General features: G+C 65.4%; 24 protein-coding genes. 12 read left to right on the forward strand and 12 right to left on the reverse strand.

Translation table 11 applies throughout. The annotated features are described in order from the left end of the window. The 3 genes from TL10_RS07335 to TL10_RS07345 form a co-directional block, all read left to right on the forward strand. On the forward strand, window positions 1-249 hold a 249-nt coding region (locus TL10_RS07335; RefSeq protein WP_043985146.1), incomplete at its 5' end, for an MmpS family transport accessory protein. Beyond that, window positions 246-3,170 (forward strand): MMPL/RND family transporter, encoded by a 2,925-nt coding sequence (locus tag TL10_RS07340; RefSeq protein ID WP_043985147.1) that lies wholly within the window; start codon window positions 246-248, stop codon window positions 3,168-3,170. The genes TL10_RS07335 and TL10_RS07340, both read left to right, overlap by 4 nt. 18 nt (window positions 3,171-3,188) lie before the next feature. Then, window positions 3,189-3,659: a DUF5078 domain-containing protein gene (locus TL10_RS07345; protein WP_043400471.1), complete on the forward strand. Its 471-nt coding sequence runs from the start codon at window positions 3,189-3,191 to the stop codon at window positions 3,657-3,659. Window positions 3,660-3,722: 63 nt separating this feature from the next. On the opposite strand, the gene TL10_RS07350 is transcribed toward TL10_RS07345, so the two are convergent. Genes TL10_RS07350 through TL10_RS07360 form a run of 3 tightly spaced genes read right to left on the reverse strand, consistent with a single transcriptional unit; the run spans window position 3,723 to window position 6,678 of the window. Continuing rightward, complete coding sequence (locus TL10_RS07350) at window positions 3,723-4,733, reverse strand: TIGR03617 family F420-dependent LLM class oxidoreductase (RefSeq protein WP_043985148.1); 1,011 nt, start codon at window positions 4,731-4,733, stop codon at window positions 3,723-3,725. 17 nt (window positions 4,734-4,750) lie between these two features. Beyond that, the gene (locus tag TL10_RS07355) at window positions 4,751-5,647 is read right to left on the reverse strand and encodes an alpha/beta fold hydrolase (RefSeq protein ID WP_043985224.1); all 897 of its coding nucleotides are present in this window, start codon (window positions 5,645-5,647) and stop codon (window positions 4,751-4,753) included. A gap of 5 nt (window positions 5,648-5,652) precedes the next feature. Next, on the reverse strand, window positions 5,653-6,678 hold the full coding sequence (locus tag TL10_RS07360; protein ID WP_043985149.1) for an alcohol dehydrogenase catalytic domain-containing protein: 1,026 nt from the start codon (window positions 6,676-6,678) through the stop codon (window positions 5,653-5,655). A 117-nt stretch (window positions 6,679-6,795) separates the two neighbouring features. Here TL10_RS07360 and TL10_RS07365 point away from each other — a divergent pair, with 117 nt between their 5' ends. Genes TL10_RS07365 through TL10_RS07375 form a run of 3 tightly spaced genes read left to right on the forward strand, consistent with a single transcriptional unit; the run spans window position 6,796 to window position 8,950 of the window. Next, a complete protein-coding gene (locus TL10_RS07365) occupies window positions 6,796-7,602 on the forward strand; it encodes a helix-turn-helix domain-containing protein (protein ID WP_043985150.1) in 807 nt (268 codons plus the stop codon). Window positions 7,603-7,652: 50 nt separating this feature from the next. Beyond that, entirely contained in the window at window positions 7,653-8,579 is a 927-nt protein-coding gene (locus TL10_RS07370) for an alpha/beta hydrolase (protein ID WP_043985151.1), read from the forward strand. Next, window positions 8,576-8,950 (forward strand): cupin domain-containing protein, encoded by a 375-nt coding sequence (locus TL10_RS07375; protein WP_043985152.1) that lies wholly within the window; start codon window positions 8,576-8,578, stop codon window positions 8,948-8,950. The genes TL10_RS07370 and TL10_RS07375 overlap by 4 nt, the downstream gene beginning before the upstream one ends. A 14-nt stretch (window positions 8,951-8,964) precedes the next feature. Here TL10_RS07375 and TL10_RS29480 read toward each other — a convergent pair whose 3' ends face one another. The 3 genes from TL10_RS29480 to TL10_RS07390 all read right to left on the reverse strand — a co-directional run bounded on the left by TL10_RS29480 (window position 8,965) and on the right by TL10_RS07390 (window position 12,719). Beyond that, entirely contained in the window at window positions 8,965-10,758 is a 1,794-nt protein-coding gene (locus TL10_RS29480; protein ID WP_234711395.1) for a hypothetical protein, read from the reverse strand. Window positions 10,759-10,924: 166 nt separating this feature from the next. Continuing rightward, window positions 10,925-12,427: an alpha/beta hydrolase gene (locus TL10_RS07385; RefSeq protein ID WP_082067879.1), complete on the reverse strand. Its 1,503-nt coding sequence runs from the start codon at window positions 12,425-12,427 to the stop codon at window positions 10,925-10,927. A 70-nt stretch (window positions 12,428-12,497) separates the two neighbouring features. Further along, entirely contained in the window at window positions 12,498-12,719 is a 222-nt protein-coding gene (locus tag TL10_RS07390) for a hypothetical protein (protein ID WP_043985154.1), read from the reverse strand. Window positions 12,720-13,257: 538 nt separating this feature from the next. On the opposite strand from TL10_RS07390, the gene TL10_RS07395 reads away from it, so the two are divergent. Next, on the forward strand, window positions 13,258-13,674 hold the full coding sequence (locus TL10_RS07395) for a transglycosylase family protein (protein ID WP_043400454.1): 417 nt from the start codon (window positions 13,258-13,260) through the stop codon (window positions 13,672-13,674). A 12-nt stretch (window positions 13,675-13,686) separates the two neighbouring features. Here the strand turns inward: TL10_RS07395 and TL10_RS31205 are convergent, their stop codons facing one another. From TL10_RS31205 to TL10_RS07405, 3 genes are all read right to left on the reverse strand, one after another. Beyond that, on the reverse strand, window positions 13,687-13,827 hold the full coding sequence (locus TL10_RS31205) for a hypothetical protein (protein ID WP_157850361.1): 141 nt from the start codon (window positions 13,825-13,827) through the stop codon (window positions 13,687-13,689). Window positions 13,828-14,043: 216 nt separating this feature from the next. Next, on the reverse strand, window positions 14,044-15,363 hold the full coding sequence (locus tag TL10_RS07400) for a Dyp-type peroxidase (RefSeq protein ID WP_043985155.1): 1,320 nt from the start codon (window positions 15,361-15,363) through the stop codon (window positions 14,044-14,046). After that, on the reverse strand, window positions 15,363-15,923 hold the full coding sequence (locus tag TL10_RS07405; RefSeq protein WP_043985156.1) for a hypothetical protein: 561 nt from the start codon (window positions 15,921-15,923) through the stop codon (window positions 15,363-15,365). The genes TL10_RS07400 and TL10_RS07405 overlap by 1 nt, the downstream gene beginning before the upstream one ends. A gap of 202 nt (window positions 15,924-16,125) precedes the next feature. Here TL10_RS07405 and TL10_RS07410 point away from each other — a divergent pair, with 202 nt between their 5' ends. From TL10_RS07410 to TL10_RS07425, 4 genes are all read left to right on the forward strand, one after another. Further along, window positions 16,126-16,428: a hypothetical protein gene (locus TL10_RS07410; RefSeq protein ID WP_043400486.1), complete on the forward strand. Its 303-nt coding sequence runs from the start codon at window positions 16,126-16,128 to the stop codon at window positions 16,426-16,428. 38 nt (window positions 16,429-16,466) lie between these two features. Next, window positions 16,467-16,811, forward strand: coding sequence for a heme-binding protein (locus TL10_RS07415; RefSeq protein WP_043400445.1), 345 nt, complete (start codon window positions 16,467-16,469; stop codon window positions 16,809-16,811). A gap of 38 nt (window positions 16,812-16,849) precedes the next feature. Further along, window positions 16,850-17,440, forward strand: a complete 591-nt coding sequence (locus TL10_RS07420) for a hypothetical protein (RefSeq protein WP_052506333.1) — start codon at window positions 16,850-16,852, stop codon at window positions 17,438-17,440. A gap of 203 nt (window positions 17,441-17,643) precedes the next feature. Next, window positions 17,644-17,967: a CD225/dispanin family protein gene (locus tag TL10_RS07425; protein ID WP_043400440.1), complete on the forward strand. Its 324-nt coding sequence runs from the start codon at window positions 17,644-17,646 to the stop codon at window positions 17,965-17,967. A gap of 149 nt (window positions 17,968-18,116) precedes the next feature. Here the strand turns inward: TL10_RS07425 and TL10_RS07430 are convergent, their stop codons facing one another. From TL10_RS07430 to TL10_RS07440, 3 genes are all read right to left on the reverse strand, one after another. Then, a complete protein-coding gene (locus TL10_RS07430; protein ID WP_043985158.1) occupies window positions 18,117-18,713 on the reverse strand; it encodes a fascin domain-containing protein in 597 nt (198 codons plus the stop codon). Window positions 18,714-18,832: 119 nt separating this feature from the next. Beyond that, window positions 18,833-20,899 carry an FUSC family protein gene (locus TL10_RS07435; protein ID WP_043985159.1) on the reverse strand — a complete coding sequence of 689 codons (2,067 nt, stop codon included), beginning with the start codon at window positions 20,897-20,899 and terminating at the stop codon, window positions 18,833-18,835. A gap of 231 nt (window positions 20,900-21,130) precedes the next feature. Beyond that, on the reverse strand, window positions 21,131-22,282 hold the full coding sequence (locus TL10_RS07440; RefSeq protein WP_234711396.1) for a GTP pyrophosphokinase: 1,152 nt from the start codon (window positions 22,280-22,282) through the stop codon (window positions 21,131-21,133). Between the two features lie 625 nt (window positions 22,283-22,907). Between TL10_RS07440 and TL10_RS29485 the strand changes: the two genes are divergently transcribed. Beyond that, a complete protein-coding gene (locus tag TL10_RS29485) occupies window positions 22,908-23,837 on the forward strand; it encodes a hypothetical protein (protein ID WP_052506335.1) in 930 nt (309 codons plus the stop codon). Window positions 23,838-23,991: the final 154 nt, after the last annotated feature.

A 23,991-nucleotide genomic window follows, 5' to 3' on the forward strand; every position in this document is an offset into this window, starting at 1 on the left:
GGCGAACCCGGCGCCTACGCCGACATCAACTACCTCGACCTGGACGCCAAGCCACAACGCATCGACCACGCCATGCTGCCCTGGAAACTCGTCCTGTCCACCACCGCACCGGCAGCATCGCCCAACATCGTCGCTCAAGGCGACGGTGACTCCATCACCTGCACCGTCCACGTCGACGACGAACTCAAAGACACCCGCACCTCCACGGGCGTCCACGCCCAGACCTTCTGCCTGGTGAAATCTGCATGAGCCACCCCACTTCCGACAACTACGCGGACGCACCGACTGCGGTCATCCCGAAGGCTGAAAAGCCCCACCGGCCCTTGATCCCGCGGTTCCTTCGCACCTTCGCGATCCCGGTGATCCTGTTCTGGATCGGCGTCATCGTCGTGCTCGGCACCGCCGTGCCGTCGCTCGACGAGGTCGGCAAGATGCGCTCGGTCTCGATGTCGCCGGATCAGGCTGCCTCGGTCATCGCAACGAAGCGCGTCGGCGAGGTATTCCAGGAGTTCAAGTCGAACAGCTCGGTGATGGTCGTGCTGGAGAGCGATCAACACCTCGGCGCACCGGCACACGCCTACTACGACGAGATGATCAAGAAGCTCGAGGCGGATACCACGCACGTCGAGCACGTCCAGGACTTCTGGAGCGACCCGCTGACCGCCGCCGGCTCCCAGAGCAACGACGGCAAAGCCGCCTACGTGCAGGTGTACCTGCACGGTAACCAAGGTGAGTCGCTGGCCAACGAATCCGTTCAGGCCGCGCAGGACATCATCAAGAGCATCAAGACGCCGCCGGACCTGAAGGTCTACGTCACCGGCCCGGCAGCGCTGGCCGCCGATCAGCACATCGCCGGTGATCGCAGCGTCAAGATGATCGAGGGCGTCACGTTCCTGGTCATCATCGTCACTCTGCTGCTCGTGTACCGGTCGTTCATCACCGTGCTGCTCACCTTGTTGATGGTGGTGCTCGAGCTGTCGGCGGCCCAGGGCGTCGTCGCGACCCTGGGCTACTACGACATCATCGGCCTGTCGACCTTCGCGACCAACCTCTTGGTCACCCTGGCCATCGCAGCGGCCACCGACTACGCCATCTTCCTGATCGGCCGCTACCAGGAGGCCCGCGGCGCCGGCGAGTCCCGCGAAGAGGCCTATTACACGATGTTCGAAGGCACGGCCCACGTCGTGCTGGGTTCGGGTCTGACCGTTGCGGGCGCCACGTTCTGCCTGCATTTCACCCGGATGCCGTATTTCGTGTCACTGGGCGTCCCGCTGGCCATCGGCATGGTCACCGTGGTGTTTGCCGCGCTGACCCTGGGTCCGGCCGTGATTTCACTGGCCAGCCGGTTCCGCAAGACGCTCGAGCCCAAGCGCGCGATGCGGGTTCGCGGCTGGCGCAAGATCGGTGCGGCAGTGGTCCGCTGGCCGGCCCCCATCCTGGTCGGCACCATCGCGCTGTCCCTGGTCGGCCTACTGACGCTGCCGGGCTACCAGCCCGCCTACAACGACCGCCTGTACCTGCCCGCCGACATCCCCGCCAACGAGGGCTATGCCGCGGCGGACCGGCACTTCTCGCCGGCCCGGATGAACCCCGAGTTGATGCTCATCGAGAGCGACCACGATCTGCGCAACTCCGCCGACTTCCTGGTGATCGACAAGATCGCCAAGGCCATCTTCAAGGTCCCCGGGATCTCCAGGTCGCAGACCATCACCCGTCCCGAGGGCAAGCCGATCGAGCACACCTCGATCCCGTTCCTGATGAGCATGAGCGGCACCTCGCAGAAGATGAACGAGAAGTACGCGCAGGACTCGATGGCCAACATGCTCAAGCAGGCCAACGACATGCAGGTCAACATCGACACGATGAAGAAGATGCAGGGCATCACCACCCAGATGGCCGCCACCACGCACAGCATGGTCGGCAAGATGGTGACGATGACCCTGGATGTGGCCGACCTGCGCGACCACATCTCGGACTTCGACGACTTCTTCCGGCCGATCCGCAACTACCTCTACTGGGAACCGCACTGCTACGACATCCCGGTCTGCTGGACCATGCGCTCGGTCTTCGACACCCTCGACGGTATCGACACCATGACCGACGACATCCAGAACCTGATGCCGGACATGTTGAAGCTCGACAAGCTGATGCCTCAGATGGTCGCGTTGATGCCCGAGATGATCTCGACGATGACCAACATGAAGCAGTACATGTTGACCATGTACCAGACCCAGAAGGGTCTGCAGGATCAGATGCAGGCGCAGCAGGACAACGCGAGCGCCATGGGCGAGGCGTTCGACAACTCCCGCAACGACGACTCGTTCTACCTGCCGCCGGAGGTCTTCGACAACGCCGAATTCAAGCGCGGCATGAAGAACTTCATCTCGCCCGACGGCAAAGCAGTGCGGCTGATCATCTCGCACGAGGGCGAACCGATGAGCGCCGAAGGCATCTCGCACATCGACGCGATCAAGAACGCCGCCAAGGAGGCCATCAAGGGCACTCCCATGGAGGGCTCCAAGATCTACCTCGGCGGCACCGCGGCGACCTTCAAGGATCTGCAGGAGGGCGCTGACTACGACCTGCTGATCGCCGGAATCTCCGCCCTCGCACTGATTTTCGCGATCATGTTGATCATCACCCGCTCGGTGGTGGCCGCCGCGGTCATCGTCGGCACCGTGGTGCTGTCGCTGGGCGCATCCTTCGGTCTGTCAGTTCTGGTGTGGCAGCACCTGATCGGGCTCAACCTGCACTGGATGGTCATCGCGATGGCGGTCATCATCCTGCTGGCCGTCGGCGCGGACTACAACCTGTTGCTGGTCGCCCGGTTCAAGGAAGAGATCCACGCCGGGCTCAACACCGGCATCATCCGGTCGATGGGCGGCACCGGTTCCGTGGTCACCTCGGCCGGCCTGGTCTTCGCCTTCACCATGATGTCCATGGCGGTCAGCGAGCTGCACGTGGTCGGTCAGGTGGGAACAACCATCGGTCTGGGTCTGTTGTTCGACACGTTGATCATCCGATCTCTGATGACGCCGGCTATCGCCGCCCTGATGGGCAAGTGGTTCTGGTGGCCACAGCGCGTGCGTCAGCGTCCGGTGCCCGAGCCGTGGCCGCAGCCCAAACAGGCGGGCGAACTGCAATCAGCCTCCAGCAGCACAGGTATCTAGGAAACAGGAGTACAGACTATGGTCCAGATCAAGCGTGGCCTGAAGCGCGCCGGTACCGCGGTCGCAGCCCTGGGCGCGGTCGCGACGACCCTCGCCGGACCGGCGGCCGCCGATGCCACCGACGACTACCCGATCCCCCACCGGATCATCATCACGACCTGCGATGCCGAGCAGTACCTGGCCGCCGCCCGCGACACCAGCCCGGTCTACTTCTCGCGGTACATGATCGACATGCACAACCGCCCGGCCGACATCCAGCAGATGGCCCAGGACCGCATCCACTGGTTCTTCTCGCTGGACGCCGTGGGCCGCCGGCAGTACTCCGAGGACACCGCCACCAACATCTACTACGAGCAGGTGGCCACCCACTGGGGCAACTGGGCGAAGATCTTCTTCAACAACAAGGGCGTCGTCGCCAAGGCCACCGACGTCTGCCAGAGCTACCCCAAGGGCGACTTGAACGTCTGGAACTGGGTCCAGGCACCCTAGGGCGTTCGGCCCAGCCGACTTCGGCGTGATTCGTACCGGTCACCGGTACGAATCACGCCGTTTTCATTGCGCGTGCAGCGCGGTGACCAGGTCCCGCACGTCCTCGGGTCGCTGTTCATAACCCGGGAAGTAGCAACAGATTTCGTCCACGTGCGCACCGAATCGGCGTCCGATCTCGGCAGCGCACTCCTCCGGGGTACCGACGATGCCGATGGTCCGGACCATGTCGTCGCTGATCAGTGCCCGCATGCCGGCGAATTCACCGACCTTGGACATGGCGTTGAGCGTCGGCTGCAGATCGGCCCACCCCTCGGTCTCCAGCACCGGCAGGTAGGCGGGCGTGGAGCCGTAGAACGCGATCAGCGTCGCGACGCCGTTGATCGCCGCGGCCAGGTCCGCCTCGGTCCGCCCCACTGCCACCATCGCCTGAGCGATGATCTGCAGGTCGCCCGGCGCGCGCCCGGCGCGCTGCAGTCCCTCCCCCACTGCCGCCAGGGTGCGATCGGCGAAATGCCGAGCACTGTGGAACGGCATCACCAGCAGCCCGTCGGCAACCTGGGCGGCGGTGCGGGTCATGATCGGCCCCAGCGCGCCCATGAGCACGGCCGGCGGGCCGTAGGGGTTGGGGCCGGGGTTGAAGTTCGGCGGCATCAGCGTGTGGGTGAAATGCTTGCCGCGAAAATTCAACGGCGCCTTGCCTTCCCAGCAGTCGAAGATCGCCTTGATCGCCGTGACGGTCTCGGCCATGCGTTCGGCGGGTTTGGCCCACTGTGCGCCGTAACGCTTTTCGATGTGCACCTTGATCTGCGAGCCCAGGCCCAGCCGGAAACGACCGCCGCTGTACACCTGCAGGTCGTAGGCGGCGTGCGCGAGATGCAGCGGACTGCGCGGGCCGGCGATCGCGACGTTGGTCATCAGGTCCACCTCGGCCGCGCCGGCCGCCGCCACCAGTGGCAGGAAGACGTCGTGCGGGCCTTCGAACGTGAACACCCCGTCAGCGCCGAGGCCGGCCAGCTCGCGAGCATGGTCGGCGGCTCGTTGAGGCGCGCCGTCGATCTGGAGTTGTACCCGCATGGGCGGTAGCCTTCCGTTCAGTTCCCGACGTAGTCCAGAATCGCCGCGGCCACCTCGGCCGGCCGGTCGACCTGCAGGAAATGCCCTGCGCCATCGATGGTTTGGACCACCGACCCGGCGGGCAAGGCATTCAGCAGCTGCTCGGTGTAGCCGACCTGCATCGCGCCGTCCTGCGTCCCGTGCAGGTACAGGATCGGGGCACACGGCAGTTCCTGCAGATACCGCTCGAACTCGGCATACGGCGCGTTGACGCCGCCGGGGCGAACCAGCGCCCGGTAGTAGCCGACCGCGGCGGCCCGATGCGCGGGGCTCGGCAGCGCGGCCAGCGTGGTGGCGACATCGTCGGACACGTCAGTTCCGGCCGGCGACCAGTCTCGCCAGAGTCGCGGGATGACCCGGTGCAGGGTGCGCTCCGGCAGGCCGGGAAGCTGAAAGTACATGATGTACCAACTCATTCGGAGTTGGATCAGGCTCATGCGGACGGTGCGGGCGGCACTGAACCGGGTCTGGCTCATCGCCGCCAGCGGCGGGACGGACATCGACACCACCGAACTGAACGGCGAATTCGGGTACGCGGCAACGGCATTGGCGGCGAAGGCACCCCAGTCGTGGCCCACCAGCACGGCGTCGGGCCCACCACCCAGTGCGTCGTAGAGGTCCAGCACGTCGGACACCAGAGCCCCGACGTGATAGTTGCCGTCGGCCGGCACACCGCTGGGTGCGTAGCCGCGCATGAAGGGCGCCACGACGCGGTAGCCGGCCTCCGCCAGCAGGGGCGCAACGCGCCGCCAGCCATGTGCGCTGTCCGGAAAACCGTGCAGACACAACATCAATCGCCCGTCGGACGGACCCCACGCCAACGCCCGCATGCGCAGGCGCGGTAGCGCGAGGTCCAGGGTCTCCTGATTGGCCATCATCACTACGGGGTCAGCGTAACCTTGATGCAGTCCGCGGTCCGTGCCGCGACGGCGGCGTAGGCCTTGGGCGCATCATCGAGCGACATGGCATGGGTGAAGATGCCGTCGACATCGAGCCGACCCTCCCGCAGCAGCGGGATCAGCGCGGGCCAGGTCTGTTGCACCGGCGCCGTCGTCATGCGCAGGGTGATGCTGCGGATGAGCGACAGCGTCGCGGGGAACGGGAACGGGCTCAGGTCGTGGACCCCGACCACCGACACCGTGCCGCCGGCGCGCACCGCGGCCAGCGCGGCGTTCATGGTGGTGTCGTTGCCGACGGCGTCGATCACCGAGGCCGCTCCCCTGCCGCCCGTCGCTTCGTGGACGGCACCGATCTGGTCGGGGGTGATTGCGGTGGCTCCGCTGTGCGTGGCCAGCTCGCGGCGTCCCTCGACCGGATCGACGGCGAACACCTGACCGGCGCCCTGCGCGATGGCGCAGCGCACCGCGCACAGGCCGACCGCACCCAGACCGAACACGACGACGGTGCCGCCCGGCGGGATGTCGGCGCGCTGCGCCGCGGCCCAGCCGGTGGCGAGGTTGTCGGTGAGCAACAGGGCGGCCTCGGTGCTGAGATCGCTTGGCAGCCGGTGCAACTGAAAATCCGCTGACGGTACGGCGAGCAGTTCGGCCTGGGCGCCGCCGAGCACGCCGGAACCGAAGATTTGCGGACCTGACACACAGGTGATCGGGTCCTTGGTGTCGCAGCCGACGCAGTGGCCGCAACCCGCCACCGACGAAATCAACACCGGGTCACCGACTTTGACGGTGCGAACCTCGGAACCCACCTCGACGACGGTGCCGATGGCCTCGTGGCCGAGCGCCAGCGGCGTGGCCAACGGGTAGTCACCTTCGTAGAAATGCAGGTCCGATCCGCAGATGGCCGCCGTGGTGATCTGGACGACGGCGCCGTCCGGCCCGGGCAGCACCGGGTCGGGCACGGTATCGACGTAGACGTTGCCGGGGGCGTCGATCAATACGGTTCTCAACTGTCCACCTCTGCTGATCCGGTGTTCCGTAACGGTGTTACAGGGTCACCTTACGGAGTCCGGATCCGGCTGTGTCGGGAACCCTCGGCAAGCCCGGGCCGCGCCTACCATCGAGGCATGACGGCGAGCACGGGGCGGCTGAGCGCCGCCGCGTGGGACCTCGCGATTCCGGAGCACCGGCAGCCGGGCCTGGCCATGGCGGGGTTCCGCGGCCGGGCCCCGACCCAGCTCGCGCTGCAGCTCGTGCCCTACCCCGCCGTGACGGTGTTCATCGAGTTCGGTGACGGCGAGCTGGTCGACGCGTCCGGCACGCGCCGCACCGGCGGCGGTGTCGTCGGACCGGCACCCGGCACGTTGACCGCGGTCGGCCGCGACGTCGACTGCCTGCAAATCCGGCTGTCGCCACTACTTGCCCACGCGGTGTTCGGCGGCTCCGACCCGACCGGCGTCATCCCCCTCGATGCGGTCTGGGGCAAGGGCGCCCAGCGCCTGTGCGAGCGGCTGTACGCGGCTCCGTCGTGGGACGAGCGGTTTGCCATCGTCACAACGGAATTCGCCCGGCGCCGCGAATCCGGGCCCGCCGTGGATCCCGAGGTCGCCGTGGCGTGGCACGCGATGGTGCGCAGCCACGGGCAGGTGCGGGTCGACCGCATCGCCGACGAGATCGGCTGGAGCCGCAAGCGACTGTGGTCGAGGTTCGGCGCACAGATCGGCCTGCGACCCAAGCGCGCCGCGCAACTGATCAGGTTTGACGATGCCGCGCACCGCCTCGCCACCGGCAGCGCGCCGGGCGAGGTGGCCTACGCCTGCGGCTACGCCGATCAGTCGCATCTGCACCGCGATGCACGGTCGTTCGCCGGGCTGACGCCGGCGGGCGTCGCCGAGGCGCCGTGGCTCGACATCGACCCCGTGGCGTGGCGGTAAGGGAACATTCGTCCAAGACGCCGCCACATCGAGCCACCATCGTGGTGGCCATGGATCCCGAGTTGCAGCCCTTCATATCTCTGTTCCCGAAAGCCGAGCTGGACGATCCGACGGAAGCCCGCCGGCGGCTCGCCGAACTGTCCGCCGCGGTGCCCGCACCCGACATCACCGGCTTGCAGATCAGCGACCGGCTCGTGCCCGGCAATCCCGACGTTCCGGTACGCCTGTACCAACCCGCGGAGCCGATCGGCGCCATCGTGTGGCTGCGCGGCGGCGGATTCGTCATGGGCGACCTCGACACCGAGCACCCGTGGGCCGCTCGCATCGCCCAGGCGACGGGTGCTGTGGTGGTGTCCGTCGGGTATCGCTGCGCACCCGAAAACCCTTATCCGGCAGCGCTGGACGACGTCTACCGGGCGCTGACCTGGGTGGCCACCAACGCGGCGGCGCTCGAAATCGACCACGACCGCATCGCCATCGGCGGTCATTCGGCGGGCGCGAATCTGGCCGCCGCGGCCGCGCTGCGCGCACGCGACGAGGGCGGCCGGCGGATCGCCTTCCAGCTGCTCAACCAACCAGTGCTCGACGACCGCCAGCTCACGTGGTCGGCCCGAGCCTTCACCGACACCGTCTTCATGACGCGGGCGAAGGTCGCCGCGATTTGGCGGCACTATCTCGGCGGCAGACCCGCGTCGGCGTACGCCGCACCGGCCAGGGCCGCAGATTTGTCCGGGCTGCCGCCCGCCTACCTCGCGACGGCGGAGTTCGACCCCAACCGCGACGAGGCACTTGAGTTCGGCATCCGGCTGCTGCAGGCCGGCGTTTCGGTCGAGCTGCACCAGTGGCCCGGCACGTTCCACGGGTCGCAGGTGATCCTCGGCGCCGACGTCTCGGGGCGTCAGCTCGCGGAGCTCAGCGGCGCGCTCCGTCGCGGTTTGAGCACCGACTCGGCGCACCTGCGGGCGGTGTCCGCATGACCGCCACCGTCGACCTGTTCGCGTCTTTCGTGCACCTGTACGACGACGGCCGCGTCGCACCCGCCGAGCGCAGGTTCGGCTCCGGAGAGCCGGGTTGGCATGTCATGACGTTCCATGCGGAAACCGACGCCGAGGTGCACGCCGACTACTGGGAAATCCACACGGAGGCAGACGAACTCGTCGTCTGCCTCTCCGGGGAGCTACGACTCTACCTACGCACCGCCGTGGGCGACGACCCCGGCGTCGCACTGACGACGGGGCACGCGACGGTGGTGCCGCGCGGGACGTGGCACCGCATCACGTTGACCCGTCCCAGCGACATCATGTCGATCACGTTTCCCCGCGGCAGTCGGCTCGAGCAGCGCGACTGACCGCGGGGACAACGTCAGACGACCTCGCGACGCCGGCGCCCGATGTAGATGCTCAGACCGACCGCACCCAGGCTCAGCAGGCCGCAGGTCACCGCGGCGATGGTCAGCGCCTTGTTCGGGTTCTCCAACCCCTTCTGGTCGTTGACCAGTTGCAGGTTGTAGTCGCCGGGCAGCGGCGCCTCACGCGGCTCGTCGAGGCCCGGGAACTGCTGGGTCCGGTGCACCTCGAATTGCCGTTCGCCGGCAGGGCTTTGGGTCCACTGGCCCCAGGCCGGGGTGACGCCGTCGAGCAGCACGCGGCGTTCGCCGTACTGCACGTCGTCACCCGCGTCGACGATGCGCTGCACCCGGAACGGCTGGTAGACCGCGTCCGAATAGCGAACCTGCACAGGCACATTCGCGTAGCTCAGCACCGGTGGAGGCGGCGGAGGCAGCGGCATCCCGACGCCCGGGTAGTAACCGCCGCCGAAGAAACTGCCCACCGCGACGTTGACGGCCGTGTTGACGGCGTTCACCACGACCGCGGTGAAGCTGTACGCCGCGAGGTCGGCGACCTCCATGACGATGCGCTGCAGCGGCGGGATGTACACGATGCGCGGCGCGTTCCGGTAGATGTACACCACCCGGACGGGGTCGCGGTACGGGTTGAACATCACCGGGCGGTAGTAATCGTCGTACTGCACCCAGTCGGGCCGCCACTGCCGGACCCGGTTGTCCCAGTCCCGGCCCATCGGACGGTTGTCGTGACGATCCCAATCAGCCCGGTTGTCCCGGTTGTCCCGGTCATCGCGGCGGTTCCAGTCGGCACGGCTGTCGAACTGGAAGTTGGCGACGTTGACGACCTTGGCCAGGTCGGCCACGTCGTGCACCGGGGCCGGTTCCGGCAGCTTCACATCGACCGCAGCGGCGGCCTTTGCGGTCGCGATATCCGCGACCGGGGCGGTCAGCGTCTCGGGCTTGAGCAGCTCGATCGGCCGCACCTCGCGGGCTTCGCGAGCCCCAGTGGTCGACGGCGACGCCGACTTCGACGATCCGGCGGTCACTGTCGCCGATGCCGTGGCGGTGGCATCGATCCGGCCGGGGCCGGCCTCGATACCCGCGTGCTCGCCCAACTGGCCCTCCACGCCCGCGAGCGGCTTGCCTTCAGCCACAGTGCGATCGGTGGGAGCTGTCGACTTGTCCGGCTTGTCCGGCTGGACGGCGTCGGCCGGCGACGGGCGCTCTGCGAGTGCGGTGGTCGGGCTCGCCGTCACCGAGGTCGCCGACGGAGCCGACGGGGCCGGCTCGGCGACCGCGGTCGACGGACGCGCCTGCGTCGTCGGCTCAGCAGGAACTTCCTGCGCCTTGGTGACCTTGGTGGTCGGCGCGGGGGTTTCCGTGTGCGACGGCGGAGCCGCGACGACGGGCGTCTCGACAGCCGTCGTCGTGGTCGGCGCCTGCGGCGTCTTCTCGGGTGCCTTGTTCTCCGGCACCTTGTTCTCCGGGGCGGCGGTCACCACCGGGGCTACCGGAGCCACCGGCGCCGCGGGTGGGTCGGCCGGGGGCTTGGCCTGGACGACCGGGGCGTCGGCGGGAGCCGGCCGGCTCGGCGCCTCGGCCTCCGCCGTCTGCTCCCGCTGCTTACGGCCGCGCTGGCCGCCGTCCTGCCCGTAGCCACCACCGGACCCCGAGCCGTCCTGCGCCGAGGAAGAATCCTGCCTGGGCGGCTTGGGCACGAGTGTGGTGGTGCTCGAGCTGTCGGAATCACTGCTCGGTTTGGCCGACACCGGAGCCGCGCCCACGGTGAGCGCGGTCAATGTCGTCGCCACGCCGGCAGCGACCGCTCCTACGAGCCGCCCCTGACGCCGTGACTGCTGAGTGTTCTTGTTATTGGTTTTATCGGTATGAGTAGCCATCGCGTATCGACTCCCTGCTGTGTCGCAACGATCTCACCGAGTCCATCTACTTAGACGGGCTCGGCGTTACATTCGACGTCTACTTGCCCGGGTTTGTTCCGGCCGCGACCGTCGCGGCCGGGCCGGCGGGCGGTGCCGGGGTCGTCGATCCCGCCGGGAACCCGGTCACCGGGACGCCGGGCGTGCCGACCCGTCCGGCCAGCCACGGCAGGCTGGTCTGGAATGCCGTCACCGCAAAAGGCCAGTCGTGCTTTCCCGGCTGCGCGACGACAGCGCAGTCGATCCCCAGCTGGCGGCCCAGCGCGCACAGCGTCTTCCCTGCCTCGGTCTGGTCGCCGGGGTTGCCGGCGCCGTCACGGCCGCCGAGGCCGACGGCGTCGGGGTGCGCCTTGGCCCCTTTCCACTGGGTCGGGGCATCCGACGAGATGGAGAACCAGCCCGAAACACCTTGATAAGGGCCGTGTTTGGTCATCACGGTTTGGGGATCGAAGGTCGCCCACTGCGCTTCGCTACCGCCGTAGAGCCGGGCGATGGTCTGCTCCTTGGTACCCGCGTTGGGGCCCATGTCCCCGGCGATGTCGACGAATGTGCCGAACAGCTCGGGGTGCATGACGGTGAGATCCACCGCACAGGTACCGCCCATGGACCAGCCGACGACGCCCCAGTTGGCCGGTTTTGCGCTGACGCCGAACGTGGACTCCATATATGGCGGGATGTCCTTGGTGAGGTGGTCGGCGACGTTGCCGCGGGGGCCGTTGACGCACTCGGTGTCGTTGTTGAACGAACCGCCCGCGTCGACGAAGGCGAATACCGGCGCATTGCCGCCGTGTGCGGCCGCGAAGTTGTCGAAGAGGCTGGCGGCGTTGCCGATGCGCAGCCAGTCCGCCGGGGTGTTGAACTCGCCGGCGACCATCATCACCGTCGGCAGCGGCGGGGCGTTGTGCGCGAACCACGCGGGCGGCAGATAGATGACTTCGGTGCGGTGCGCGAAGCCCGACGCGGTGTCCGGGATGTCCACCTGAACCACCGCACCATGCGATGGGACGATGCCGGCGGCCTTCATCGAGGTGACGCTGGACATCTCGGTTTCGTCGGTGAGCGGGCCGGCGGTGAGCTCGCCCCACGCGGTCTGGACGGTCGGGAAGTAGCCGACCCAATCGTTGAGGGCGACGCCGGTGCTGAGCAGGCACAACGGCACGGCGAGGACGGCGACGCCGCGGCGCCACCACTTCGACCCGCGCCAGCCGAGCACCAGCACGCCCAGCGCCAGCCCCGACAGCCCCACCCAGATCCATAGTGACGCCGGTGCCGGGTTCCCTGCCAGGCCTTGCGATGTGGTGTACCAGTTCGCCCACGCGGCGGCGGCGATGCCGACGACGGCGCAGACCGGCAGCCACAGGTACCGCCACCGGCGACCACGCCAGCCGATGGCGAGGATCAGCACAATCGCGGCGATCACCTGGATGGTGACGGGCAGCCAGCCATAGAGCAAAGAAAGCCCGTGGTGATTGGGCGCGACAACAGGTGGGAGCGGCGGGGCGGCAGGGCCGCCCGGGGCGTCGGCAAGAAACGTCGTCGTCACAGAGTTCGATGATGGTCGCGCCAGCTGTGCGCCTGCTGTGCTGACCGCATGAGGCTCGTGAGCTTGCGGCCTAGCCGATGCCGATGCCGAAATACAGTTCGGGCACGACGCCCGGATACAGGTCACGCGGGTTAGCGCCACCGGCCTGTCCCGGGATGCCGACGCAGACGTCCTCTTCGACGCCGTCGACGTGCCGGCTCTGGCAGGTGGCCGGCTGATCGGCGGCCGCGGTCGGCGCCGTCAGGAATCCCGCTCCGAGGCAGACAGCTGCCACCAGCAGTCCGGCGGCCATCCGCCACGACTGTGCTGCCCTGATCGCTGCGCTTGTCATCACTTGCCCGGCATTCGTCGACCACACCGAATTTCGGCCCTATCAGAAGTCTGCGCGCAGACCAGGCCACGCGCCAGGGCCATTCCCGCCACCACTTGGCGGCGAATTCACTCTAGTCACACCAGCCACAGCTGCCACATAGAAAACTCTAATGCGTATTAGTAACTCAGATCACTTCAATAACAATTGCATCACTAAGCGCGACTGAATCACTAATAACAAAAGAATCACAGGCCCCATGCGCACCTATAACCACACGGTAAACAATACTCCCGTAACAGCTCACTGACCTGCAGCGACACGCTAGATAACAACTGCCAGTGCCGTCTCTTCTGCATCAGAAATATGCAGAAACACTAAATTTACTCGAAGAATAACAATTACCCCATTAGCACAGCTGATTATCAGGTTTAACGTCTGTATGGACAGCACCACGCGTCAATTGCGAACCATTTTGCGATCGGTATAGGGCCGTTCGCACAACAGGATCGAGGTGGGTATGAGCGGGCACCTATTTGTTCGTGCGGTCGCCATATCCGGCGTACTCGCGATCTCTCAACTGTCGTTGTCGATCTCCGAGGCCAACGCCGAACCCAACTGGGACGCCATCGCGCAATGCGAATCGGGCGGCAACTGGTCGGCCAATACCGGCAACGGCTTCTACGGCGGACTCCAGTTCAGCCCGGGCACCTGGACCGCCAACGGCGGCATGGGATCACCGGCAGCGGCCAGCCGCGGAGAACAAATCCGGGTGGCCCGAAATGTCATGCGTACGCAGGGCATCGGCGCTTGGCCGGTATGCGGAAGCCAGGCAGGACAGGCGTCGGCACCCAACGTGTGCCGCACCTTGGTGCAGTTCATCCCGCTGTCGAACCTGCCGTTCCTCTGCCGGACGCTGCTGAACGTCTTCCGCTGAGGCGCGGGAGGGCTACTTACTCAGCAGGGCGAGTTCCTGCTGAGTGACCAAGCGCTCCATCTCGGCGCGATAGGCCTGGTCGTCCGACGGACGACGAGTGACGGCGGCGGCGACTTGCGCGACGATGCGTTCCACCCTGTGAGCTGTAGACATTGGACGCTCCCAACCACGAACCGAATGGCCTGACTGCCCTCAAGCCACTCTGATCACACTGGTCTACAGGCGTCACATTTCGGCCACGGCTGCATCACATGTCGCGCACGTTGGCGTGCCGCGCGCGTGTCGTGCACGTGTCGCGCGGCGGCACCGTGAGATCGTCCCGCGCCCGTCCATCGCGAGCAGTCCCCCGCAAGCGACGAAAGCCCGCCCTCAGTCGCCCAGCGACGCCAGGTAGCGGATTCCGCCGATGCCCGGCAGAAAGAAGTAGGCGCCGCCCTTCATCGTGGTGAATGCCGGAAGGCCCTTGTGCACCTTGCGGATCGGCCGTTTGGGGACGGTGAAGTCCAGGGTGCCGTCCTGCGTGCCGCAGATCGGATCGTGTTCGTTGCCGAGTTCGTGGAAGGCCTTGTCGTTGATCCACACGTTCTGCGCAAACTCGAACTGGCGCACCAGATCTGCGCAGATGATGAACGCCGCGATACCGCGGTCGACGCCGTCGTCCGGTACCCCATCCGGGAGCGCAGGACCATACGTCGCGCCGCGCCGGATCATCCGGCGGCGATTCATGTAGTGCGCCGTGTCGCGGGGATTGAGCCGTCGTGCGTGGGAGCCCAGGGGGCACGCGTAGCCGAACGGATCCTGTTCCTTGTAGTTGAAGTCGTTGTTGCGCATGGGATCCGCGCCCAGCTCGGGGTCGTCCTGGTCCGGCGCCAACACCAGCGGGGCGCCGCTGCGCCACCGGCCCATGAACTTCGCGGCCAACAACTCTTCGCCTTCGGGGGTGTCGGCGTTCGCGCGCAGGTAATCCCGAAAAACCCCGACGTGCTCTTCGAGTCTGCGATACGCCAGATAGCTGCCGTTGCGCGAAAGCGCCTCGGGCTGCGGCAGATCCACGACCGGACCGTTCTCGTCGTCGTATCCGAGGATGAACTCACCGGGCGCCAACGGGTCGCCCGACCCCGGCGTCGGCTCCTCCCCCGAACCCTTCATCACCGGCTGCGACAGCCGATCCCGGAAGCCGAAGTGATCATGGGCGTAGTTGAACGGCGGCGTGGCATTGAGGTCGAGGTACGACAGGCTGCGCACCCCGTCGGTCCGTGCGAGCAGGTCGTCGTGCGCCGCGATGGACCTTGCGTTCTGTTCGTCGTTGCGGGAGAACAGGATTGCGATGGCGTGCAGGTCGTCGCCCGCCAGCCCGCCCACCCAGTGCTCCGGGGCTGCCGAGCCGGTGTCCCCCAGAATGCCGGCTCGCGACGCCATCCCCTCCCGGAACGCATCGGGGAAGGTCGCCAGCGAATCCTCCGGGACCCCCAGCGCCCGCAGGCCATTCCAGGTGAACGCCAAGGTGACCCAGCGATCGGACTCGTCCATCGCGGCCTTGGCGTCGGTCGCCGACTGCACCTTGTCCTGCAATTCCGACAGCCACGCCCGGCCACCTTCGGGGGTGTCGAACGTCAGGAACTCGTAGCGCCCGGTGAGGGCGGGAGTTCGCGTCAGCAGGATGTGCTGGATGTCGTCGAACTCGAGCATTACTGCATTTGATCGAGCATCGTCGAGAACGCCGCCTTCAACCGGAGCGCCTTCTTGATCTCGTCCGCGGTCACATAGGGGTACTCGCCGTACTCGAGGAAGCTCGGCTGCTGGTGGTCACGAACGAACTTGATGAACGCCTCGGTGTTGGTCTGCCAATCCTCCGGGAAGCCTTCGAGATTGGTGAATACCGTCGTGACGCCGGTCGCGCTGAAGAGCGCCACCGCGTCCTCGGTGTACTTGTCGAAGTCGGTGTCGAAGATGCCCATGTACTGAAAATGCAGGCCCGAGCCGACGTCGAACAGGTTCCAGCGCAGGTAATGCAGGCGCAGCGGCGCCAAAGCTTCCGGGCTGGCCTTGATGGTCTCCTCGATGGTCTTGCCGTAGGCGCGGACCACTTCCTCGCGCCCCTCTTTCACCTTCGCGATGATCGAGAAGCCGTAGCAGGCAGGCGTCCTCGGGAACACGGGCCCGTAGCGACCCCGCACCTCCTCGAAGTAGCCCTCCTTGGGGATCGCCATGGCGGCCGGCTTGGTCCAGTCCTGCGTGCTCTCACCCATGTCGGCTCCTCACGTCTTGTGCCCTACGCCGGACGCTAACACCGCCCGCGAATTGTCCGAGGCAATCGTCAATATCTGAGGGCAATAACTGCGAACTGCCTCTCCTGGTCGGCCCGGTCCAATTACTCTGGGCCGACACCGGTTTCCGCGCACCGGCGGCGTGCCGACTACCGCGGACCCAGCCGTCCGGAAGAAGAAGACCATGCGACTGAGGCAGCGCTACTTGAGTCTGGGTCTGGCACTCACATTCGTCCCTGTTGGTCTCAGCGCGGCGGCACCGGCGTCCGCGGACTGCAGCGGTGCTGGATACGCGACTGTGTGCGCCCAGGGCGACGTCCGCGGCGGCGGGCCGACTCCGCCGTCCGCCGGGCCGGCCTACCCGTCCTACTGCGCCGACCCCTGGTATTGCGACGACGGCTGGGGCATCGACATCAATGTCCCGATCCGCCCGATCCGCCCGCCCAATGGCCCCGGCGGCGGTGGCGGCATCGGGCCGCGTCGCTGATCACTCGTAACCCCAACAACCCAGTAGGAGCAACCCGCATGAAGATTCGCAACATCATCGGTGCCGGTGTGATCGCCGGTGCGACGTTCATCGGCACAGCCACGACGGCCATCGCCGATCCGCCGGACTGCACCGCCGCCGATCTCGCCAACGTGATGTCCGGGGTGAACGCGGGCACCGCGTCGTACCTGTTCAGCCACCCCGATGTGAACGCGTTCTTCACCGGGCTGAAGGGCAAGACGCGGGATCAGATGCGTACCGAGATCACGGCGTACATGGATGCCAATCCGCAGGTGAAGGCTGAGGTCCAGGGTGTGCGTCAGCCCGCGGCCGACTTCCGCGAGCGCTGCAACGCCCCGATGCCCGACGGTCCGTTGAACTGACGGCCCGGAGAAAGGAAACCGATCCGATGAAGGCACGTATGACGGTCGCCGTGGCGGCCAGTATTGCGCTGGTCGCAGCGATGAGCGGTTGCAGCAAGGATTCCGCGCCTCCGGCCGCCTCGAAATCTGCATCGTCGTCGAGTTCCAGCACCTCGGCGACCAGCTCTGCTCCGGCCCAGCCCGCCGACTACACCGCGTTGCTCATCAAGGGCACCGATCTGGTTGCGCCGGAGGTGTTCACGGCGGGCGAAGCGACGCAGAACCCCAGCGGTAACCCCGGCGTCGCGACCGCATTCAGCAACCCCGACGGCACCCACGTCGTCGGCGACACCATCCTGATCCTGCCGGATCCCGCCGCCGCCACCGCCGCGCTCGAGGCGGCCAAGGCCGGGCTCGGTACCAATGTCGTCGGCGGTGCACCTGCGCCGATCGAGGCCGGCACCGGCGGCACCACGGTGTCGGGGAACTCGCCCGACGGCTCCAAATCGGTGACCGTCGTGCTGTTCACTGAGGGCAAGGCGTTCGTCACCCTGGAATTCGACGGTCCCAAGGACGCCGACGCACCGCCCGATTTCGTCAAGGACGTCGCGCAGAAGCAGGCCGCGGCCATCAAGAGTGGGCTGCACTGACGACGGTCGTCCAATCCATCCGGTAACCGCAGCCAGCTGCCGCAAGTTGGGATCGGTAGCCGCGTCGCTGTTGTGTCCTTGCTCTGTAGGCGTCCCAAACGGATTCCAATCGGTGCGCCGTAGCGTCCCGAAACGGTCGATGCTGACCGCGTCCAACAGACGGGTCTCCTACCGAGTAGTGACCAGAACAGAGAAAGGCTGCAATGACTGAGATACCGCCAGGGAATTACCCTCCGCCGCCGGCCGGCGGCCTCCCGCCCGCAGGCGGACCGCCCAACAACAACCTGGTGCTGGGCATCCTCGTCACCATTTTCTGCTGCCTGCCGTTCGGCATCGTGTCCATCGTCAAGGCGACTCAGGTTTCGGGTCTGTGGGCCCAGGGCCAGCCCCAGGCGGCGCAGGCAGCCGCTGACGAGGCCAAGAAATGGGCGACGTGGGGTGCGATCGCCGGCGCCGTGGTGCTCGTGATCTACCTGGTGTTCACCTTCGTGATCGGCGCGGCGTCCTACGGGGCAGCCTTTACCTGATGCCACTCGGTGGTGGCCGCCACACCCGCAAAGGGTGTGGCGGTTCACTGCTGAGGGCTTTGCCGATAGCCTTGGGCGACAACGGATTACCACAGGCCGCAGGTCTAACCTGCGGCCTGCGGCTATCTGCCGCTTGATATCGCGTGCGCTCAGCTTCCGCAGTGGATGTGGAACTGCTCCCAGCCGTTGGCCACGGTCGCATCGGAATGGATGGTGTCGGTGGTCCGTCCGCCACCGCCCACTGCGGTGAGAAAGTGCCCGTCGATGGTGCCGATCGAATACACGGCCTGGCCGCCGGGAGCCGACGGAAGCTTCGTGACGGTGAACTTCTCCCACGCCTGCAGCTGCGTGGCGTCGGAGTGGATGACGTCGGTGGTCCGTCCGCCACCGCCGACGGCAGTCAGGTAATGGCCATCAAAGGCTCGGATGCCGTAGTGGATTCCGTCACCGGCGTCGACGAGCGCAAAGGTCTCCCAGGTCCCGACCCGCACTGCATCCGTGTGCATTACGTCGAATGATGGTTGGCCGAGTCCTGTCAACCCGCCGCTGTTGACTGCCGTCACATAGTGCCCATTGGCGGTCTTGAGAGTGCAATTGGTCTTTGTTGGGGTAGCCGCCGAGGCCACACCGGACAGGCTCACGGCCAGGACGGCCATCGCTGAAACACCGGCGGCGGCGAGCAGTCGCCGGTGCTTACGCGCAGACGTCGGCTTCGGTGCGGGCTGGGGGTTGATATCGGCGATCATGAAGTGCTCCTTCGATGTGATCGGGGCCCTGGTTGGCCCCTTACACAGGTAGGAGCACCCAGCCCCGCAGGAGGGGACACTTTTCTACGAATTGATCTTTGAGGGCCTGCACGCCGGCATCACACCCGAATGGTCACCTCGGTCAGGGCACGGTCGATGACATTGAGTGCGCGGATGGCCGCCCGCACCGGCCCTGGCCGCATCTCCGGCAGGCCGACATCGAAAAGAACTGCATCGCTGCGCTTTTCTGTCGGGGTGACGTCGTCACCGGCAATCAATGTCCGGATCCCGGCTACCGCGGTGCCGGCGCGCGCCACCGCCTGATGCAGGGCCTCGTCGGCTCCGTCGGGAGCCGGACCGATATGTGACGCGGTGACCCCCGCGCGCGCCAGAGCGTGCGCGGAGCGGTTTGCGACCTGCAGACCGCGCATCAGACGCCGGACCCCATGCCGTAGCTCCGAAAACGGGCCCATCTGAAGCGGTTTGCCGGCCGTGACGGCTTCCTTCAGCGCGTTGTCCAGCCGGCGCGTGTCGGCGACGAGGTCGTCGGCGGCGTCCGCGGTGAGTACCGCCGTGACGGCGGTGTCGATCACCTGCTCCATCCCGTCGAGGTAGGCATTGACCTTTTCGGCGAACGTGGCCCGGGTTTTGGTGGAGAAGACGAAGTACGCCGACGCGATTCCCACCAGGCTGCCCACGGCTGTTTCGGCGATCCGTACCTCGAGCACCTGAGCGCTGAAGTTGCCGAGTAGCCCATACAACATTGCCAGCAGGACCGTCACGAAAAAGGTCAACCAGAAGTAGGCGACGGTCGCCAGATAGAACGCGAAGAACACGCAGACCACCAGGACGACGATCTGCAGTCCCGGATTCCGCCCGATCTCGGCGGCGAGCAGCACGCCCGCCACCACGCCGACAATGGTGCCGACGATGCGATGGCCTGCGCGCGACAGGATTTCACCGCGTGTGGTGACGCCGGTGAACACCAGGAAGGCCGTCAGCACTGCCCAATACCCGCGATCGGGCGAGACCATGTTGCCCAAAACCGTTGCCGCACTGGTGGCCACGGCGACCTGAATCGCTGCTTTGGTGCTGGGATTCAGGCCGGACGGTGCGTCCTGACCGTCGTCGCCGTCGGCCACTGCATCAGCGATGTCGTCATCGCTGATGCCACGGGCGTTGGTGGTGATGTGATGAATTGCCAAGTGCGCCTGCATTGCCCGGTAGGCAGTCACGGTGGCCACCCCGGCTGACGTCGACAGGTCGGCCTTGTCCGCCGCCGCGGCACCCATACGACGAGCCTGCCGCAGCTGATCGTCGGTGGGGTTGTTGTCCAGGCAGATCCGGAGCGCGGCAACCGCATCAACCAGACCGTCCGGCCACGGCTCGTCCTGGTCCAGCCACCATAGGAACGACGCCGCCTGCTCGAGCATGATCTGCGCCTCGAACACGCGGAGCGCCAAGTCCTTGCTGGTGACACTGAGGGATTTCGCGGCCTCATGCCGATCCAGCCAGTCATCGATGAGCAGCGCCGTCTCACCGAGTAGGTCGAGTTGGTGCCGCGCGACGTCGACGCTGACCTGACCGCGCTTGGTGGCCACATCCAGCGTCGAGAGCGATGCGGCCCGCAATGCCGACAACAGCCGGCGCGCCTCCACGCGCGGCCGCTCCGGAAACAGCAGCACGTGCACCAGCAGCGACGAGGCGAGTCCCACTGCGACCGCGATGGCCAGCACCGGGATGTGGTCGACGGGTGTCCGCAGGAACATCGCGAAGAAGTAGCAGATGAAGGCGACCATCCCGAGCGCGTTTCCGCGCGGACCGTACCGCCGCCCCCAGACCGCGGCGAAGAGCACAGCGATGAAGCCGACGTCGACGATCTTCCCGTGCGGCGCCAGGAATGCGGCCAATGCCATGGAGCCGATCGCCGGGAAGAACAGCAGCACCGTGGTGATGTTGCGGCTGCGCTGATCGCGGTCTTTGACCGCAGCAGAGGCCTGCATCGCGACCACCGCGCCGAGCATCGCGGCCGTGATGGGCTGGCCCGCCGCGTGGGTGAACGCCAGCATGGCGCCGATTGCGACCAGTAGCGAACAGGTAGTTGCCGCCGCGCTGCGCAGCCGGATGCGGCCGGGGTCGGCAGCGGTGAGGACACTCGCTCTACGCACCGCCGCTGATAACTGCACAGGTCGATTCTGCGCTATCGGGCTGTGTGGCAGGCCCAGCTCGGCGTGCGCCGCGATGTGCTTCGCAGAGTTGCCAACCGGCGTAGGTTACCGTCGTGGCACATCCAGTCGTGCAAAACGGATGACCACACGGAGAATAGAAACCCAATCATCTATCGATTCCACTCGGTTCAACCGAGACGATTCCCAGAGATTCTGGCTTACTATGCTGCGGCCAAATAGAAGGCCGGCTTAAACGTCGGTCCATGGGTCGTAGTTGCCGATTTCAATACCGGCCTGTTCCAAGCGGCGTAACTTTTGCTCGCAGTTGGCTTCGAACCAAGTCGTCTCGTTACCAGACCAAGGATGATTCAATTTATATCCGTCACCCATACTTGTCAGGAGTACGTCTTCAAATCGCGTGATCTGCCCCATTCGTGAGCCACCGTGAATTATTCGACTAATGAGATCGTCGTTGTACCCCGTGAGGGCATGGTCGACCTGTTCTATTGTGGTGAATCCTAGGTGTTTTAGCATACGGGTGGCGAAATCGTAGCTCCAATCGCGCATTCGACCATCTTCACCCAGCCTTTTGTTAAGAAACACTTTCAGGCTATCCGAAGTAAGTTCTACCTGCTCCAAGTTTCCCGTCGCGATTCGCTCGCGGGCTTCCACCTGTAGCTGTTTGTGGTCATTTGCCAAGCCCTGGAATTCGCGGTCTCCTATCTCTAGCATTCCCGCTAGAGCAAGGAAGCGACGACTGATAGCCTTAGGCAGTACGTCGACTGCTTTATACTGAATCTCATGTTCTATTTCAGCCCAGGCATGCTGCAATATAGTTCGGACCTGGAGTTCTGCAATTAGCCCGCGAAAGCGCGCATACTCGGGCAGGGAAAGGCGATTTTCCTTCAACCTAACAAGATAATGAATGCTCTGATAGCCTAGACGCGCTTCCTTGGCCTTTTCTCCGCCGCGATCATTCCTCTCTTCGATCTTGAATTCGGCGCGTATCAAGTTATCCACCTCATCCAAGGTAGAGAGGAAGAACGTGATTACACGGGCGGCAGTGAGGTCAGTAATATCAGTCAGCGGATGTGCATATTTTGGTTTTTCCGGTTCCTCTTCGTGCGGACTGGCGGCTTTCTTGCCGAAGCTATCAAGCTCTTTTGCACGGGCTTCAATCGAATGAATTGTTAGACCTGCGTGTCTAAGTGTGTCGGTGAGGATATCTCTAATCGTATTTGCAAAATCTTCGTAAGTGCCCCTGACTTGACGATACGCTTCTTCAGCGCTAATTCGATGACCGTCAAAGTCGAAAGCTACCGCCTCAGCTGACGTCGACCCACTGAGAGGAGGCGCTGCGTCGGCCGATTCGTTCGGCGTTTCCGACGTGGACGTAGTCATTTCGACCATGCTTCCTTAGCGGGGGCAGTACAGGCGAGATTAACCCAGCATTGACGCGCTGGCCGATGATCGCGAACAACTCATCGATTTACGCGAAACGCTCTCTAGCGAACGATCTCAGTCGAATCGTCTACCCTGCCCCAATATGCACCAGACCAGCCACCATCCGCGTTCGCGCAGGTCAACGTAGTGCTTGCGCATGATTAGTTGTCGCAAGCATTGCGCCACTCGATTGCGTAAGGCTTGCGCAAATATAGCCAATTTCAGTGGCCAGATGGGACCAGAATGAGATCTACAAGCAAACAGATCAATAGGCCGGTACTGGGACTACACCAGCGCCAGCTAAAGTAGGGCTGTCGGACTTCGGTTGATGATTGACGGATCAGATTCGGTTAATCCTTGACACTCTGGTGTTGTGTCAGACCAGGCCGCTGGTCGGCGGCTTGCGCTGCAAAACACCTGCTAAGCAACGTTTTCGGCGTAACTAGGGCGGGTTCCGGTCGGAGCGCGGGCGGGTTCCGGTAAGCCCCTGGCCGCCGGGGTAACGCCGGGTTTCTGAGTTGGCTACGACACGGGCGGCAGGCGCCCGGAGGTGTCGGTCCCCTGGGTGGCAATATTGTCGCCTGTGAAGCTCTTCATCAGCTGGTCGAAGGACACGAGTCACTCAGTGGCGTTGGCAGTCCGCGAATGGTTACCGCTGATCGTCCCTTCGGTTGCGCCCTGGGTGTCCAGCGAAGACATCGCCAAGGGAACACGTGGGCGTGACGCGATCGTCCGGGAGCTTGCCGGGACGGGCCAAGGTGTCATCTGCCTCACCAAAGAGAACGTCCGCGAACCCTGGTTGAACTTCGAAGCAGGTGCGCTGTCGAATCACCCTGAAAAGCCCCGGGTGCGCACGGTGCTCTTCGACCTCAAGGTCAGCGACGTAGTTGGACCACTCTCCGACTTTCAGCACACTGACCTCAACGACCAAGAAGATGTATGGAAACTCGTCGTCTCGATCAACGACGAGTCCGAACCGAAGCTTGCAGAGACTCAGCTTCGGACGTACTTCGACTCGTTCTGGGATCGCCTGGTGAAGCGACTCGACGCGATCCGGCAAGCACAAGCGCAACAGAGATTGCCTGCGAGCGACGACTCCGACGCTGCCATTCCACGTACACCTGAACAGGTCATGGAGGAAGTGCTGGAGCGGATACGAACGGTCGAACGCCGGCAACGCATGCTGTCTGGAGGTATCGTGACGGTTCAGCGCATCGTCGAAGGCATCGCCGAAAACGTCGGCTCATCGCCACCAAGATCCAAACCTGAGACCGAGGATGAACCACCGAGTCCTCCGGTCCGTTACGTCGCCACCACTAGCCGCGGCATTGGTGAAGTCGAGTCAATTGGCGAGGAAGGGATCATCGCTCACTTCGAAAACGGTGACCGAGTCAGGTTTCGCCCCCAGAGTGTGCGGCTGTTGCGTACACGTGAGTCCGCCGAGCGATACTTGCGAGACCTACAAGAGAAAGCTCGCGCCTCCGACAGCAGTGACGAAGAGCCACCCTTCTAATTCGCTTTCCGCCCAAAGAGACTCACGACATTGCTCGGCAGTGCCGTCACCGGCTCCACCTTGGCCGGGGCCGTGGGCTCGGGTAGCGCCGCAACATGCGGCGGCTGCGCCGGGGTACCGGACGGCGAACCCTAGACCTCCGCCGGGGCGGGTA

Origin of the sequence: Mycolicibacterium llatzerense (genome assembly GCF_000878195.1) — a bacterium.
Lineage (GTDB): Bacteria > Actinomycetota > Actinomycetes > Mycobacteriales > Mycobacteriaceae > Mycobacterium > Mycobacterium llatzerense.